The organism is Pasteurella sp. WM03, from assembly GCF_004570945.1.
GTDB lineage: Bacteria > Pseudomonadota > Gammaproteobacteria > Enterobacterales > Pasteurellaceae > Rodentibacter.
Genome location: NZ_SPPO01000006.1, coordinates 115808 through 130401, shown reverse-complemented (window position 1 = coordinate 130401; position 14594 = coordinate 115808). Strand labels below are relative to the sequence as shown.

The following is a 14594-nucleotide window of genomic DNA, read 5'->3' as shown; positions in this document are numbered from 1 at the left end:
GACACCGTTTTCAGAAACCGCACTCTGAACCTTACTTCTGTAGTGGGCTACTCAAATTAAAATGTCTATGATTAATTTAAGTGGAAACAGATAAGATTAAACGGAAAATAGTTATCTGTTTTTTGTGCCTATTTTGATAGCACAAAATGGCTGATGGTAAACCACCAGCCATTAAGCCTGAGAAACAGGACATAAGAGAATCAAAAATTATTTGATTTCTACTTTTGCACCGGCTTCTTCTAATTCTTTCTTAAGAGCTTCAGCTTCTTCTTTAGAGATGCCTTCTTTTAACGCTGCAGGTGCAGATTCAACTAAGTCTTTCGCTTCTTTCAAGCCTAAACCGGTTGCACCACGTACTGCTTTGATTACTGCTACTTTGTTTGCACCAGCTTCAGCAAGTACTACGTCAAATTCAGTTTTTTCTTCTGCCGCTGCTGCTGCGCCACCTGCCGGTGCTGCTGCTACTGCTGCCGCTGCTGAAACGCCGAATTTTTCTTCCATCGCTGCGATTAATTCAACGATTTCAGTTACAGTTTTAGAAGCAATCGCTTCAATGATTTGTTCGTTAGTTAATGACATAACAATCAATTCCTAAAATAAATAAAGTTAAATGAAGTAAGAAACGCTTAACAATTAAGCCGCTTCTTGTAATTTGTCGCGTAATGCTGCAAAAGTGCGAGCAAGTTTGCCTGCCGCTGCTTCTTTCATTGTGCCCATTAAACGTGCAATTGCTTCTTCGTAAGTTGGTAATGTTGCTAAGAATTCAACATCTTGGATCTTACCTTCAAAGGCTGCACCTTTAATTTCAAACTTATCGTTTGCTTTAGCAAACTCTTTGAACAAACGAGCAGCTGCGCCCGGGTGTTCGTTAGAGAACGCGATAAGTGTTGGACCTACAAACGTATCTTTTAAGCATTCGTAATCTGTGCCTTCAACCGCACGGCGTAATAAAGTATTACGAACCACACGCATTGTTACACCAGATTCACGAGCTGATTTACGTAATTCAGTCATTTTATCAACAGTTACACCGCGTGAATCCGCGATAACCGCTGAAAGTGCACCTTTGGCTGCTTCATTTACTTCAGCAACAATTGCTTGTTTGTCTTGAAGATTTAATGCCATTGGCTTTTAGCTCCTGAATACACTCCGATTGCTCGGAATTAATTTACCTAATCTAAGACTAGGACGACTTCGGTGCCCAGAAGCAAGAAAAATTCTTATTCTGTACACCATCTACGTAGGATGATTAAGATTGCTCCCCTACGGTCTTGGACGGGGCTTGAATAGGTCAAGCACCAACCAGAAATGTGGTTATAGCCTAAAGCCATAACAAAGGTGCGAAATTATAAAGTGAATCTTTTTTCTTGTAAAGCCATTTGGCGAAAAAAGATCCAAAACTGCGCCCTATATTATTTTCTTACCGCGATGGCTTCAATTTCCAGCCCAACATCTTTTGGTAAACGTGCCACTTCCACACAAGAGCGGGCTGGAAAAGTCGGATGATTATTCTCTTTAAAGAAACGCTCATATTCCGCATTCACCACGGCAAAATCATTTAAATCTTTCACGAATACGGTGGTTTTTATAATATCCGCCACGCTTAAGCCGGCTTGTTCCACAATCGCTTTAACATTTTCTAACGATTGACGGGCTTGTGCCACAATATCAGCCGGCACTTCGCCCGTTGCCGGATTCACCGGAATTTGACCCGAGGTCAAAACCAAATTCCCTAAATCCACCGCCTGAACATAAGGTCCTATTGCCGTTGGGGCTTTTTCAGTATGAATAATTTTTGTCATTGTCAGTTCTCCTTTCTTACTGTTTACCGAGAAAAAGGCTGTAAAATCAACCGCACTTTTTATTAATCAATTTCTTTTAACACATCATCAGAAAGTTCTTTCTGTGAACTTTCTTTCACTTTTCCGTCACTCACCTTAAAGTCTAAATTTTGATAATAGGCTTCACGGAAGGTGACATACGGATCCTGTGCTTGATTTAGCAATTCGGCATTATCCAAATTTTTTGCCCGAGTATCCAACACTTGCACACCATATTTCACTAAGGAAATCGGGTTACCTGCTACCCATTCCCAGAACGGATACATATAAGCGGCATCTACCACCGCACCGGTTAATTGGCGAGGGGTTGTTGCATTGTAAAGCGGAAGCACCATATAAGCACCGGCATCAACCCCATAACTCCCTAATGTCTCACCAAATCCACGTTTTTCGTAAACCTGTAATTCTTTGCTCGCACTGGCAAAATCAAATAAGCCGCCAATACCAAACACGGTATTAATCCAAAAACGATTAAAATGCACGAACGCTTTTTTCGGTTCACCTTCAATCATACGATTCACAAAACTCACCGGCTCGTCTAAATTATTTGCCACATTAGTCAGCCCTTTGGTGACAGGTGTCGGCACATAATCACGCCAACCTTTCGCGGCTGGTTCTAATACATAGCGATCCACCACATTATAGTTAAAATCCCACATGGTGCGGTTAAATCCTTCCATCGGATCATTACGCTCGCCATTTGGTTTGGTTGCGCATCCACTTAATATCATCGCTCCCAAAAGTGCGGTTAAAATTGTTTGTTTTTTCATTCAGTATCCTATCTGATAGCCAACTTATAAACTATACGCCTTAATATACGGCAATTTCCCTTTTTTGAGCATTTCTTGAATGCCGCTTTGGTGATCATTTGTGCCTAAGCCACGTAATTCAAAGGTCACACCGATACTGTGATCATAGACTACATCATCTTGCCCTTGATTTTGACGGTTTGTCACATAACGTCTTGCGCCGACACCAACCGCCCAACAGCAGCTGTTATATTGTACGCCAAGATATTGTTCTACCGGTTTTTTTAGGGCTAAGTCTTGATAATATTTTCCGACCACCGCCCAATTATCCGTCATTTCCCAAGCAGCGACCAAACCTAACTGTTTAATATCTTGATTATAGGCATTGGCGGAACGCCCTAAATTTTGGTCAATATAAGCTTGGCTTGCATAACGATAATTTAACTGAATTAAATTATTTTTTATCGGGTTATATTCAACACTGGTATTGGCTAATGAGGTTTTATTCAACTGCGTATCATATTGATAACTTCCATGCCAGTTCCAAGAATCATTGAGTTTCCAATTTGACTCTAATGTCCAAGAGGAAGAAGAACGTTGCGTACTGTTTGCCGGATTACTGTCAATTCGGGAATTCGTTAAGTAGTAAGTCTGTCCGGCAGAGAAATTAAAACGCTCCATTGAATGACGATCATAAAAACGGGTCGTTCCCCCTAGCGTCACTTGGTTAGCAGAAGAAATTCGGTCTAATCCACTATAACGACGATCACGGAACAAAGAATAATAATCTTGCTGAACCAACGAGGAATCATAGCCATACCCTAAATAATCATTAGTCCGACTTGAACCAATATGACTTTGGTCACGATATGGACGGTATAAATACTGTACACGAGGCTCAAAAGTTTGCATGTAATCCTTTAGGAACGTCGTATCACGGGCTAAGACAGTTTGTAAATCTACTTTAATTTGCGGAATGACTCGATTAACCCGACTTTCCACCTCTTCTGCGCTTACCCCTTTTCCTTTTTTCTGTTGGTAATGGGTCGCATAAAGTTTGGTTTCAATATTCAGGCTACCATATTTATTCGACATTGCCGTGGCTAAGCTTGGCTCAAGATGAAAACGCCAAGCCGTTGGCATCAAGCTACTGTCATTATCAAAACGTACCGCTTGTGAGAATAATTTGAAGTCTAGCCAACCATTCGCTAAATCATTTTTATAATAATTCAAATCAATTTGTGGAATTGCACGATATGGTCCGATATCTACTTCATCAAAAATTTGGAATTGCCGTGCAGAAATGGCGAAGTTATAGTTTGGTTGATAGTAGGCGATACGGGCATATTGGTTGGCATAACCGTCCGTACTGTTACCATAATCCGAGGTAAAATCAGTGAAATAGCGTTTATCGCTAACACGCGTGTAATCCACATTTAAACGCCAATTTTCAAGGAAAGATGAGCTGTGATTCCAATAAAATAAATGGCGTTTACGATTCTCGCCATAGTATTCATCATATCGATCACGCTCTAAATACTCACCGGCAATTTTACCTTCCCCAACCGCTGTTAAATAACGAAATTCACCGTTTAATTGCCAACCACGATGAGACATATATTTTGGCGTCATGGTCGCATCGTAATTTGGTGCGATATTCCAATAAATTGGTTGGGAATACCAATAACCGTCACGACTCGAACTTCCGGCACTTGGCATTAATAAACCAGAACGGCGACGATCACCAATGGGAAGTTGTAAATAAGGGGTATAAAATATCGGCACACCCAGCACTTTAAAACGAGCATGCCACATTTCCGCATATTCCTCTTTTATATGTTGGGTGATCTCCGAAGCATCCACCGCCCAGGCATTATCATTCGGCAAACAGGAGGTAAAGGTGGCATTTTTCATTACACGGGTATTATTGCGCAATTCAATCTCTTGTGCTTTACCTCGACCTTGACGGCCGACCAACTGATAATCGGCTTCCGTCACATGACCGTCTTTTGAATCTAAATTAAAATCCGCATTTTTCCCCAACATATTGATTTGATTGTCTTTATAATCAAATCCACCACGCACATAAGCAAAACGTTGCAATGCCGTCCCTTCACCGAGTTGCTTCACCTCCACAGAATCAGCAATCAAATGACGATTCCCCTGCTTGAGATCTGCCTTACCTTTATAAATTGCACTTGTCGGCTGGTTAATTTCTGCCTCGTCTGCTTCAATATAAACGGGTAAATCATTCGGATTACCCGATACCTCTTCACCGGAAAACCTTGGCACGCCCACCAGGCATTGAGCACGTAAATCCGCCAAAGTCGTTTGGCTATAAAGTGCGGTCAAAATAGAAAGGAAAATTAAAGTATATTTTTTATTCATAATTTCATTCTTTTTAACAAGAAAATCTGGGCGATTATACTGGAAGATCATTTACAACAACAATCATTTATATGGTCATTGACTAATCCCATTGATTGCATAAAAGCATAACAAGTGGTTTCACCTACAAATACAAAACCGCGTTTTTTCAAGGCTTTTGACATGGCTTTGGATATATCGGTTCTAGTCGGTATAACGGATAAATCCGGCACATCATTCACAATAGGCTGATGATTGACAAAAGACCAAATAAAATCACTAAAATTTTCACCGCACTTTTCCATCGCCAAATAAGCCTTGGCATTTTTGACAATGGCCTCCAATTTCGCACGATGACGAATCAATCCCTCATTTTTCATACAAACATCAATATCAAGTGCGGTCATTTTTGCCACTTTTTTAGGATCAAATTGATGAAATGCTGCACGATAGGCTTCACGCTTTTTTAATACTGTAATCCACGACAAGCCGGCTTGTTGCCCTTCTAAACAGATTTTCTCAAATAATTTTTGGCTATCAAACTCCGGCTTACCCCATTCATTGTCGTGATAAGCTATATAAATCGGTAAATCCCCCACCCATGAACATCTTGTCATTGAATCTCCCTTGTGACTTCGCTATAAACCTTCAAAAAATCTGGCATCACTCCCCGCCACAAATGGAATGAGTGTGCGGCTTGCGCTACCAACATCCCCAATCCATCACTGATATTCGTCAAACCTAAACTTTTACAAAATACAACAAACGGCGTATCTGATCCTTTGGCGTATTGCATATCATAAAAGGCGTGTCCCAATTTAAGGATATCTGCCGAAACAGGGGCAGTACTTCCGCTTAAACCCGCAGAAGTGGCATTAATAATCAAATTATAAGATTGACGAGGAATCTTATCCATCGCCACCGCTTGAATCTCACCATAAGGCTGAAATATCTCCGCCAAGGCTTCGGCTTTCGCCAAAGTGCGGTTGGCTAACACAATATTTTGTTGGGCTTGCAATAAGGGGAGTAATACACCTTGAGTTGCACCGCCAGCTCCTAAAATCAAAATACGCTGATTCGGTTTAATCCAATTTAAACGTTCCAAATCCGTCACAAGCCCGATGCCGTCCGTATTATCCGCATAAAGCCGACCGTCCGCTAATTTTTTCATCGTATTACAAGCCTGCGCAAGTCTCGCCCGTTCACTGTGTTCATCGGCAAGTTGATAGGCTCGGGTTTTAAAAGGTGCGGTCACATTACAGCCTTTTGCTCCCTGCGAGAAAAATGTGGCAAGCTGTTGCTCAAAGGTATCAAGATCCCCTAATTTTGCCTCATAGGTCATCGCTTGTTGGGTTTGTGCCGCAAATTTGCCCTGAATCAACGGCGATAAACTTTGTGAAATGGGGTTACCCCACACCGCATAGTAATCCATATCTTATCCTTGTCTAAACAATTGGTTAGTCATCAAATCACGAATCTCCGAGGGATTTTTCGCTTTGCCTACAGCTAAATCTAAGACAGGAAAATCCTCGCCAAATTGCGACCGCACTTCTGTGGAGGTGCGGCAGGGGGGCTGCCCCGTTAAATTCGCACTCGTTGAAGTCAATGCAAAACCTGTTGCCTCGCATAAGGCTTTTACCGCCAAATGATCGCTTAAACGCACCGCAATTGTGTTAAATTTTCCGGTAAGGAAGGGCGAAATATCCTGTTTTGCCGGCACAACCCAAGTGATCGGGCGATCATAACGGGCAGTCAACCTTGCCATTTGTGTTTCCGTCACCTCTGCAAAATCAATAAAGGGCTGTAAAAATGTCAAACTCGGCGCAATCAAAATTATCCCTTTTTCCACAGGACGTTGCTTTAAATTGAGTAATTTTTTGACCGCACTTTCGCTAAGCGGATTACAGCCCAAACCAAACACGGCTTCAGTAGGGTAGGCGACAACTTGATCTTGTAATAAACAGGCGGTAATTTGTTGTAACGTCATTTGGAAATCTCAAAAATATGGCGGCAAGTTTTATTGGCACATTGCATTTGTTGCCCTTTTTCATTTTCACTTTTTAATAAAGCAAGAGGAAAATTGCATTGCGGGCAAGGCATTTCATAGGGTCGTGTCGGCAAAGAAAATTTACAACGGGGAAAGTTGTCGCAACCGTAAAATGTTTTGCCTTGTCGTCCACGACGTGTCACCAAATGTCCTTTCCGACATTCAGGGCAAGGGATTTTCTCCTCGATTTTTTGTTCTTCGTGTACGACAAAATCGCATTGCGGATAATTACTGCAACCGATAAACATCCCAAATGCCCCTTGTTTCAAATGTAACAAATCGCCACATTGCGGACAGGGTTCATCAAGGGTTTTCAATACTTTATGTTCCACTCGATGTAGAGGACGTAAATAATCGCATTGAGGATAGCCGCTACAACCAAGAAACAACCATTTTTTGCCTTGTTTCATTTGCAAAATCGAACCGCACTTCGGGCAGTATTCTTCTTGTTTAGTATGATGAAAAAGGGATTGATTCATTTCGTGCTCACATAAACCTGGTTGTTATAAAAAAACCGCCAAAAGGCGGTTTCTATGATATGATTCACTCTGGTTGGTCGGGTGTATAGCTTTCCCGACTGGACCTCGGGTTAGCTATCCTCCCAAATCTTACCGATCTAAGGAGGTGATTTTGAGTGAAATGTTTTAGATTAATCCTAATCTTAATCTTAATCTTAATCATTATCCTGTTGCTAACTTCGGACACCACTATCGCAAGGTAGCAACCCAACCTAGGGAGCGGAGCAATCTGCTCCCTTTCTTGGTTATTGTATGCGCAACCTTTATTTTTTTCAAGTTAGGCATTCGATAACATTTCTTCCAATGTCTCTTGTGCCTCCATCCAATCCGTCTCGACGATTTCCAAGACTTTTTTAGTCTCCACCTGTTGTGCTAAAAGTGCGGTCAGTTTTTCTTTATTTTCTGCACTGTAAAGCGCAGAATCCGCAAGATTATTTTCAATTTCCGCCAGTTGGTCGCTCAATATATTCATTTTTTCTTCCAACTGCGTGATTTTTTTACGAAGTGGGGCGGTTTGCTGGCGCAATTCGGCTTCTCGACGTTTTTGTTCTTTGCGACTTTGATTGGAATGAGCAGTTTCTGACGCAGTATTTTCTTCTGCTGATTTTGTAGAAGATTGGCTATTTTGTTCCATCAGCCATTTTTGGTAATCCTCTAAATCGCCTTTAAAAGGTTCGACTTGTTTATCATGGACTAAGTAAAATTCTTCCACCGTATTGCGTAACAAATGGCGGTCGTGCGATACCACCACCAATGATCCCTCATAATCCACCAAGGCTTCCGTCAAGGCTTGACGCATATCAAGATCCAAATGGTTGGTCGGTTCATCCAGTAACAGTAAATTCGGGCGTTGCCACACAATCAATGCTAAAACCAACCGCGCTTTTTCGCCACCGGAAAAAGAGGAAACAGGCTGATTCACCTTATCACCATGAAAAGCAAAACTACCGAGGTAATCCCGTAGTTGTTGCTCCGTCTGCTCCGGTGCGAGTTTTTGTATATGCCACAAAGCAGATTCTTCCGCACGGAGCGTATCAAGCTGATGTTGGGCGAAATAACCTAATTGCACACCTTTGGCAAGCTGTACCGTACCGGAAAGTGCGGTCAGTTCTTGTGCCAAAAGTTTAATCAAAGTGGATTTTCCCGCCCCATTTTGACCAAGTAATCCAATGCGAGAACCCGGCACAAGATTAAGTTTAATTTTAGTCAAAATTTCAACCGCACTTTCCCCGCTGCCGTAGCCAGCGCTCGCTTGTTCAATCATCACCAAAGGATTCGGCAAGGAAGCAGGCGGGCGAAAAGCAAAAGTGAAAGGATTATCCGCATAGGCCGGTGCAATTAATTCCATTCGTTCTAGGGCTTTCACTCGACTTTGCGCCTGTTTTGCTTTGGTCGCTTTGGCTCTAAAGCGATCGATATAGCTTTGTAAATGGGCAATTTTTTGTTGCTGCTGACGATACATTGCCGCTTGTTGAGCAAGTTTGGTGGCACGTTGCACTTCAAAAGAGGAATAATCCCCCGTGTATTCGTTTAGTTTTTGATGTTCAATATGAAGAATTTTATTCACGATAGGATCAAGAAAATCTCGGTCGTGAGAAATCAGCACTAACGTGCCTTGATAATTAACCAACCAACGTTCAAGCCAAATCACCGCATCCAAATCTAAATGGTTAGTGGGTTCATCAAGCAATAACAAATCTGACGGACAAATCAACGCCTGTGCTAAATTCAACCGCATCCGCCAACCACCCGAGAACGACTTGACAGTATGCTGCGTTTCCGCCTGTGTAAATCCTAAACCGTGCAACAGCGTTTCCGCTCGGGATTGAATTGTCCAAGCATTAATCGCATCTAGCCTGTCGTGAATACGGGCAATCGCATTGCCATCATTGCGTTCATTTGCTTGCTTCAATTCTGCCTGTAAACGGCAATATTCACGATCCCCTTGAATCACATAATCCAATGCGGATATTTCTAATGCCGGCGTTTCCTGATTCACCCATGATACCGCCCAATTTGAAGGATAAGAAACCTCACCGCCCTCCGGCTGAAGTTCTTTTCTCAATAAAGCAAACAAAGAAGATTTGCCACAACCGTTTTTCCCCACCAATCCCACTTTTTGTTTCGGATTAATGGTTGCCGTTGCATTCTCAAGTAATTCGGTTTGCCCGCGTTTTAAGGAAATATTATTAAATACAATCATTTTTCTAAGGTATATCTCAAATTTTGGCTATTTTGCAACATTGTATGAAAGATACAAAATGTATTTTACTTTTAATAGATCGCATCAATCGGCAATTCTGCCCTCATCCAGCCATCAAATCCGCCTATCACGCTATAGACATTTTCATAGCCTTGTTCTACTAAAAATGTCGCGACGTTGCGGCTACTAATCCCGTGATAGCAACTGATAATAATAGGGGTATCAAAATCCACCAATTCTTCAAATTGTAAAAAGGTTTGATTGGTTAAATGAAAGGCCCCTTTAGGGTGTGAGTAGGTATAACGCTGTGCATCACGCACATCGGCAAGTATGGCGCCCTGTTGCGCCATTTCCCACGCTTGTTGTGGGGTAATTTCTTTAAAAGACATTATAAAGATCCCTTTGCGTGCTGTTTATACACGCCATCAATAATCACAAGGCTCATCGCCAATACTAAACAAATAAAAAGCGGATAGCTTTCCGCCTCAATTTTTTCACCAATAAAGAAGGAAACAAACACCATCATAATGGTTTCCACATAGCCCAATAGTCCGAGTAAATTCATCGGCAACATATTGCTGGCAATCACATAAGCAATCAACGCTGTGCCGCTAATCAACCCAAGCAGCACCAATAATGCCCAGATATTCGGATTGCTTTGTTCCACCACCGCAAAATCTGTTTGTAAGGCAAAATAAATACTAATCGGGATTAAACTCAACATCTCAAGGCAAAAGGAGGCAAGATCGGTATTTTTTAACGCTTTCCGAATAGAGAAATATGAAGTATAGCCGATACAAATCACAATGGCTTCCCAAGATAGCCCGCCTTTAATTACAATATTTGAAATCACACCAAGCGCGGCAATTAACACTGCGATAAACTTAAAAGTGGAAATCCGTTCTTTAAAAATTAACCGTCCGGCTGCCACCATCACAATGGGTAACAATAAATAGCCAAAAGAGACACTCAGCGAACTCCCATTATTCGGCGCCCATAAAAATAGCCACATTTGAACGCCCATTAATGCGCCACAAAAAATATAGGAAAAGGCAAAGTGCGGTCGTTTTTGAAGGTGTTTTAAACGTTCGATCAGGGCATTCTTTTGTTTGAACATCAATACAGCCAGCACCACAAAGGGGAACGTGAAAATCATTCGATAACCGAAAATATCCGTACCGCTTAAGGGTTTAAGCAAGGTGGAAAAATAATACATATAACCAAATAAAAAAGAGGCGAAAAGCGAAACGAGAATACCTTTTAACATAGGAAATCCTTAATCGAAATAATCCACACCATTCTATTCCAACATTGACCAAAAGGCACGAATTAAGGGTTGGGCTAAATGTCTTTTTTGTGTACAAATCCCTAATTCAAAAGGTTTAACAGGCACATCTAAATTTAAACGGGAAATTTGATCACGCATTGGGCTGTTATCAATCACCTCATCAGGTAACATCGCTAAACCAAAACCTAACCCTACCATTGGCACGATACCTTCATGCCCCGCCACCGTGGCGTAAATTTTCGGATGTTTAATCTGCTTTTCACGTAACCATTGCTCAATCCGTTGTCTTGCATGACCTTCCACTGGAAAAATAAAAGGCATTTGTTGCCAATTAATAGGTTTCTCTTGCAATAATTGTGTCGCCAAACAGGCAACACGTGGTGCAATCAATGAAAGATGAATATCGTCAATTTTGTGAAATGCTACACTGGTCGGCAGATTATTCGGTTTCCCTGCAAGGGCAAGATCCGCTTGTTGGGTTTGAATAAATTCCAAAGCAAGAGCAGGATCACCCGTGGTGAGCTGAATTTCCACTTTTGGATAACGTTGGCGAAATTGTTTTAACACCTGTGGCAAATGGCTATAAGATGCCGTGACGGAACAAAACAGTTTGAGTTCACCGCTCAGTTCGTCCGACTCGTCATTGAGTTGTTGTTTTAATTGTTGCCAATTTTGCCATTCCGTCTTAGCAAATTGGAGAAACCTCTCACCATATTCGGTGAGATTAACTTGGCGGTTATCACGAATGAAAAGGGTTTTCCCCAATTCTTCTTCCATACGTTGAATTTGGCGTGAAAGAGTGGAGGGGGACATGTGATTTTGAGTGGCGGTTTTGGCGAAGTTTTTGGTTTCCGCTAGTTTGATGAATACGTTGAGATCATTAAATTCCATTATTTTTTCTCTTAATTTTTTATAAATTAATATCGGGTTTCGCCGATGGCGACCTACTTTTTTATAAATAAAGTGCGGTTAAAAACTTTAGTATTGTGTGGCAGTTACACAAAGTTTTTTGTTCTCTTGTAGGGACACACTGCGTGTGTCCGAATTTTAACCTATTGAAATAATTTAATTTTTATAACGGACACACGCAGCGTGTCCCTACATATTGTTGAAATTTCTGTTTTTGCATAACACCGAGTATTTTTGAAACTTTTCTACAACCAACCTCACTCTCAAATAATGTAACGGATAAACTTGGGAGTCCCATATAAATCGCCTTTGCGACTTGGCATTTTTAGCTAAATTTGTACTGTTTGAGCGTAGCGAGTTTACAAATTTAGCGTTAAGAAAATGACAATAAAGCAAAGATTAGCGATTTAACTGGGGCGTGTTTTCTTTGCCTACTTTCTTTTACACGAGTAAAAGAAAGTAGGTCGCCCATCGGCGAAAGCCTATGTCAAATAAGACAAATATCATTGCAAAAACCACAATATCATATTCCTATAATATCACTTTACGCAACCACAAAAAACCTTATAATCCCATTCAAAATAAAAACTATGCAAACACAACATCATACAATCATTCACCCTTACAACATTAAGGAAACTATATGGCTAACTATTTCAACACATTGAATTTACGTCAAAAATTAGACCAATTAGGTCGTTGTCGTTTTATGGATCGTGAAGAATTTGCCGATGAAGCAAATTTTCTAAAAGGTAAAAAAATTGTCATCGTAGGCTGTGGTGCGCAAGGTTTAAACCAAGGTTTAAATATGCGTGATTCCGGTTTAGATGTAAGCTATGCGTTACGCCCTGAAGCCATTGCAGAAAAACGCGCTTCATTTCAACGTGCAACGGAAAACGGTTTCAAGGTTGGCACTTATGCAGAATTAATTCCAACCGCCGATTTAGTAGTGAACCTCACACCGGATAAACAACACTCAAAAGTGGTGGCAGATGTAATGCCATTAATGAAACAAGGTGCAGCATTCGGCTATTCCCATGGTTTCAACATCGTTGAACAAGGCGAGCAAATTCGCTCTGATTTAACCGTTGTTATGGTCGCGCCAAAATGCCCGGGTACGGAAGTGCGTGAAGAATACAAACGTGGTTTTGGTGTACCAACCTTAATCGCCGTTCACCCTGAAAATGACCCGAAAGGTGAGGGTATGGCAATTGCCAAAGCGTGGGCAGCAGCAACCGGCGGTCATCGTGCGGGTGTGTTAGAGTCTTCATTTGTCGCAGAAGTGAAATCCGATTTAATGGGCGAGCAAACCATTCTTTGCGGTATGTTGCAAGCCGGTTCTATCGTGTGCTACGACAAATTAGTGGCTGACGGCAAAGATCCTGCCTATGCCGGGAAATTAATCCAATATGGTTGGGAAACCATCACCGAAGCCTTAAAACAAGGCGGTATCACGTTAATGATGGATCGCTTATCCAACAGTGCAAAATTACGTGCATTCGAGCTTTCTGAACAAATTAAAGAAAAACTCGGGTTCTTATACTACAAACATATGGATGACATCATTAGCGGTCACTTCTCTGAAACCATGATGGCAGACTGGGCAACCGGCGATAAAGATTTATTGGCATGGCGTGAAGCAACCGCTAAAACCGCCTTTGAAAATGCACCAAAATATGATGGCAAAATCAGCGAGCAAGAATATTTTGATAATGGTGTATTAATGATCGCCATGGTGAAAGCCGGTGTTGAACTAGCCTTTGATGCCATGGTAGAAAGTGGCATTTATGAAGAATCTGCTTACTATGAATCACTTCACGAATTACCATTAATTGCAAACACGATCGCACGTAAACGTTTATATGAAATGAACGTGGTAATTTCCGACACCGCAGAATACGGTAACTACTTATTCTCTAACGTAGCGACCCCAATTCTTGCCAAAGAAATTATCCCAACCTTGCAAAAAGGTGACTTAGGCGAACCAACTCCAACCGTTGAAATCGACAACATTACCTTACGTGATGTAAACGATGCAATCCGTAACCATCCGGTTGAATTAATCGGTCAAGAGTTACGTGGCTATATGACGGATATGAAACGTATTGCCGTTGCGGGTTAGTAACTAAATAGATAAAATTCAAGCCGATTTAGTATGAAATCGGCTTTTTTATATTTAAAGGAAACCAAAAATGAAAAACAATAAGAAATATGACCGCACTTTTAAACTGAGTTTAGTAGCAGTGGCATTAAGTATGACGAATTTGGCATGGGCTGGTGAGGTGGCTTGTAATAATAGTCGTGTTGAGATTATCGGACAAAATGGAGCTATGCTAAATAACTGTGTAATCGATCAACCCGCTAAATACGGGAAAATCCACATCGAAAATAGCCCAAATACGGTTGTCAATAATACCCAAATTTCTGTTCCAAATGATATATTTTCAGGTATCCACATTATGAATTCTGATGTAGAGCTCAATAATGTAACTTTATCCGCAACGCTTATTGAAGCGAAACAAATAAGCCAAGTCGCAGTTGAAGCAATAAACTCGGCGGTGAATATTAATGGGGGACACTATAAAACAGAGACCGCTCAAGAAACAAGTGAAGCCTTCGTTTAAATAATTCTACTTTAAATGTAAAAAATGCAACCATTTCCCTCAGTGGAG

Annotated in this window: 15 protein-coding genes; 2 read left to right on the top strand and 13 right to left on the bottom strand. The window is 41.3% G+C overall.

The genetic code is table 11. The features are described from left to right. Positions 1-207: 207 nt before the first annotated feature. The 13 genes from rplL to ilvY all read right to left on the bottom strand — a co-directional run bounded on the left by rplL (position 208) and on the right by ilvY (position 11904). Complete coding sequence (gene rplL / locus E4T92_RS07660) at positions 208-579, bottom strand: 50S ribosomal protein L7/L12 (protein ID WP_077414190.1); 372 nt, start codon at positions 577-579, stop codon at positions 208-210. Between the two features lie 54 nt (positions 580-633). Further along, positions 634-1125: a 50S ribosomal protein L10 gene (gene rplJ / locus E4T92_RS07655; RefSeq protein WP_135094141.1), complete on the bottom strand. Its 492-nt coding sequence runs from the start codon at positions 1123-1125 to the stop codon at positions 634-636. 287 nt (positions 1126-1412) lie between these two features. Continuing rightward, the gene (locus E4T92_RS07650; protein ID WP_135094140.1) at positions 1413-1802 is read right to left on the bottom strand and encodes a RidA family protein; all 390 of its coding nucleotides are present in this window, start codon (positions 1800-1802) and stop codon (positions 1413-1415) included. 62 nt (positions 1803-1864) lie between these two features. Further along, on the bottom strand, positions 1865-2611 hold the full coding sequence (locus tag E4T92_RS07645; RefSeq protein WP_077541245.1) for a VacJ family lipoprotein: 747 nt from the start codon (positions 2609-2611) through the stop codon (positions 1865-1867). Between the two features lie 24 nt (positions 2612-2635). Further along, positions 2636-4978, bottom strand: coding sequence for an LPS assembly protein LptD (gene lptD / locus E4T92_RS07640; RefSeq protein ID WP_135094139.1), 2343 nt, complete (start codon positions 4976-4978; stop codon positions 2636-2638). Positions 4979-5025: 47 nt separating this feature from the next. Continuing rightward, a complete protein-coding gene (locus E4T92_RS07635) occupies positions 5026-5574 on the bottom strand; it encodes a DNA-3-methyladenine glycosylase I (protein WP_135094138.1) in 549 nt (182 codons plus the stop codon). Beyond that, positions 5571-6389 carry a shikimate dehydrogenase gene (aroE, locus tag E4T92_RS07630; protein ID WP_135094137.1) on the bottom strand — a complete coding sequence of 273 codons (819 nt, stop codon included), beginning with the start codon at positions 6387-6389 and terminating at the stop codon, positions 5571-5573. Before aroE ends, E4T92_RS07635 begins: the two co-directional genes overlap by 4 nt. A gap of 3 nt (positions 6390-6392) precedes the next feature. After that, positions 6393-6944 carry a Sua5/YciO/YrdC/YwlC family protein gene (locus E4T92_RS07625; protein WP_135094136.1) on the bottom strand — a complete coding sequence of 184 codons (552 nt, stop codon included), beginning with the start codon at positions 6942-6944 and terminating at the stop codon, positions 6393-6395. Beyond that, positions 6941-7483 carry a topoisomerase DNA-binding C4 zinc finger domain-containing protein gene (locus E4T92_RS07620; protein ID WP_135094135.1) on the bottom strand — a complete coding sequence of 181 codons (543 nt, stop codon included), beginning with the start codon at positions 7481-7483 and terminating at the stop codon, positions 6941-6943. Before E4T92_RS07620 ends, E4T92_RS07625 begins: the two co-directional genes overlap by 4 nt. A gap of 316 nt (positions 7484-7799) precedes the next feature. Beyond that, complete coding sequence (locus tag E4T92_RS07615; protein ID WP_135094134.1) at positions 7800-9725, bottom strand: ABC transporter ATP-binding protein; 1926 nt, start codon at positions 9723-9725, stop codon at positions 7800-7802. A gap of 71 nt (positions 9726-9796) precedes the next feature. Then, positions 9797-10114, bottom strand: a complete 318-nt coding sequence (gene glpE, locus E4T92_RS07610; protein WP_135094133.1) for a thiosulfate sulfurtransferase GlpE — start codon at positions 10112-10114, stop codon at positions 9797-9799. After that, the gene (gene rarD / locus E4T92_RS07605) at positions 10114-10992 is read right to left on the bottom strand and encodes an EamA family transporter RarD (protein WP_135094132.1); all 879 of its coding nucleotides are present in this window, start codon (positions 10990-10992) and stop codon (positions 10114-10116) included. The genes glpE and rarD overlap by 1 nt, the downstream gene beginning before the upstream one ends. Before the next feature lie 33 nt (positions 10993-11025). Further along, the gene (gene ilvY, locus E4T92_RS07600; protein WP_135094131.1) at positions 11026-11904 is read right to left on the bottom strand and encodes an HTH-type transcriptional activator IlvY; all 879 of its coding nucleotides are present in this window, start codon (positions 11902-11904) and stop codon (positions 11026-11028) included. Positions 11905-12565: 661 nt separating this feature from the next. Here ilvY and ilvC point away from each other — a divergent pair. Together ilvC and E4T92_RS07585 are read left to right on the top strand one after the other, a co-directional pair. Beyond that, positions 12566-14044 (top strand): ketol-acid reductoisomerase, encoded by a 1479-nt coding sequence (ilvC, locus tag E4T92_RS07590; RefSeq protein WP_135094130.1) that lies wholly within the window; start codon positions 12566-12568, stop codon positions 14042-14044. A gap of 70 nt (positions 14045-14114) precedes the next feature. After that, entirely contained in the window at positions 14115-14546 is a 432-nt protein-coding gene (locus E4T92_RS07585) for a hypothetical protein (RefSeq protein ID WP_135094129.1), read from the top strand. Positions 14547-14594: the final 48 nt, after the last annotated feature.

Coding starts and splice junctions, on each gene's coding strand:
- rplL (WP_077414190.1), bottom strand. CDS start 579: ATGTCATTAACTAACGAACAAATCATTGAAGCGATTGCTTCTAAAACT.
- E4T92_RS07635 (WP_135094138.1), bottom strand. CDS start 5,574: ATGACAAGATGTTCATGGGTGGGGGATTTACCGATTTATATAGCTTAT.
- glpE (WP_135094133.1), bottom strand. CDS start 10,114: ATGTCTTTTAAAGAAATTACCCCACAACAAGCGTGGGAAATGGCGCAA.
- rplJ (WP_135094141.1), bottom strand. CDS start 1,125: ATGGCATTAAATCTTCAAGACAAACAAGCAATTGTTGCTGAAGTAAAT.
- E4T92_RS07645 (WP_077541245.1), bottom strand. CDS start 2,611: ATGAAAAAACAAACAATTTTAACCGCACTTTTGGGAGCGATGATATTA.
- E4T92_RS07625 (WP_135094136.1), bottom strand. CDS start 6,944: ATGACGTTACAACAAATTACCGCCTGTTTATTACAAGATCAAGTTGTC.
- aroE (WP_135094137.1), bottom strand. CDS start 6,389: ATGGATTACTATGCGGTGTGGGGTAACCCCATTTCACAAAGTTTATCG.
- ilvC (WP_135094130.1), top strand. CDS start 12,566: ATGGCTAACTATTTCAACACATTGAATTTACGTCAAAAATTAGACCAA.
- rarD (WP_135094132.1), bottom strand. CDS start 10,992: ATGTTAAAAGGTATTCTCGTTTCGCTTTTCGCCTCTTTTTTATTTGGT.
- ilvY (WP_135094131.1), bottom strand. CDS start 11,904: ATGGAATTTAATGATCTCAACGTATTCATCAAACTAGCGGAAACCAAA.
- E4T92_RS07620 (WP_135094135.1), bottom strand. CDS start 7,483: ATGAATCAATCCCTTTTTCATCATACTAAACAAGAAGAATACTGCCCG.
- E4T92_RS07615 (WP_135094134.1), bottom strand. CDS start 9,725: ATGATTGTATTTAATAATATTTCCTTAAAACGCGGGCAAACCGAATTA.
- E4T92_RS07650 (WP_135094140.1), bottom strand. CDS start 1,802: ATGACAAAAATTATTCATACTGAAAAAGCCCCAACGGCAATAGGACCT.
- lptD (WP_135094139.1), bottom strand. CDS start 4,978: ATGAATAAAAAATATACTTTAATTTTCCTTTCTATTTTGACCGCACTT.
- E4T92_RS07585 (WP_135094129.1), top strand. CDS start 14,115: ATGAAAAACAATAAGAAATATGACCGCACTTTTAAACTGAGTTTAGTA.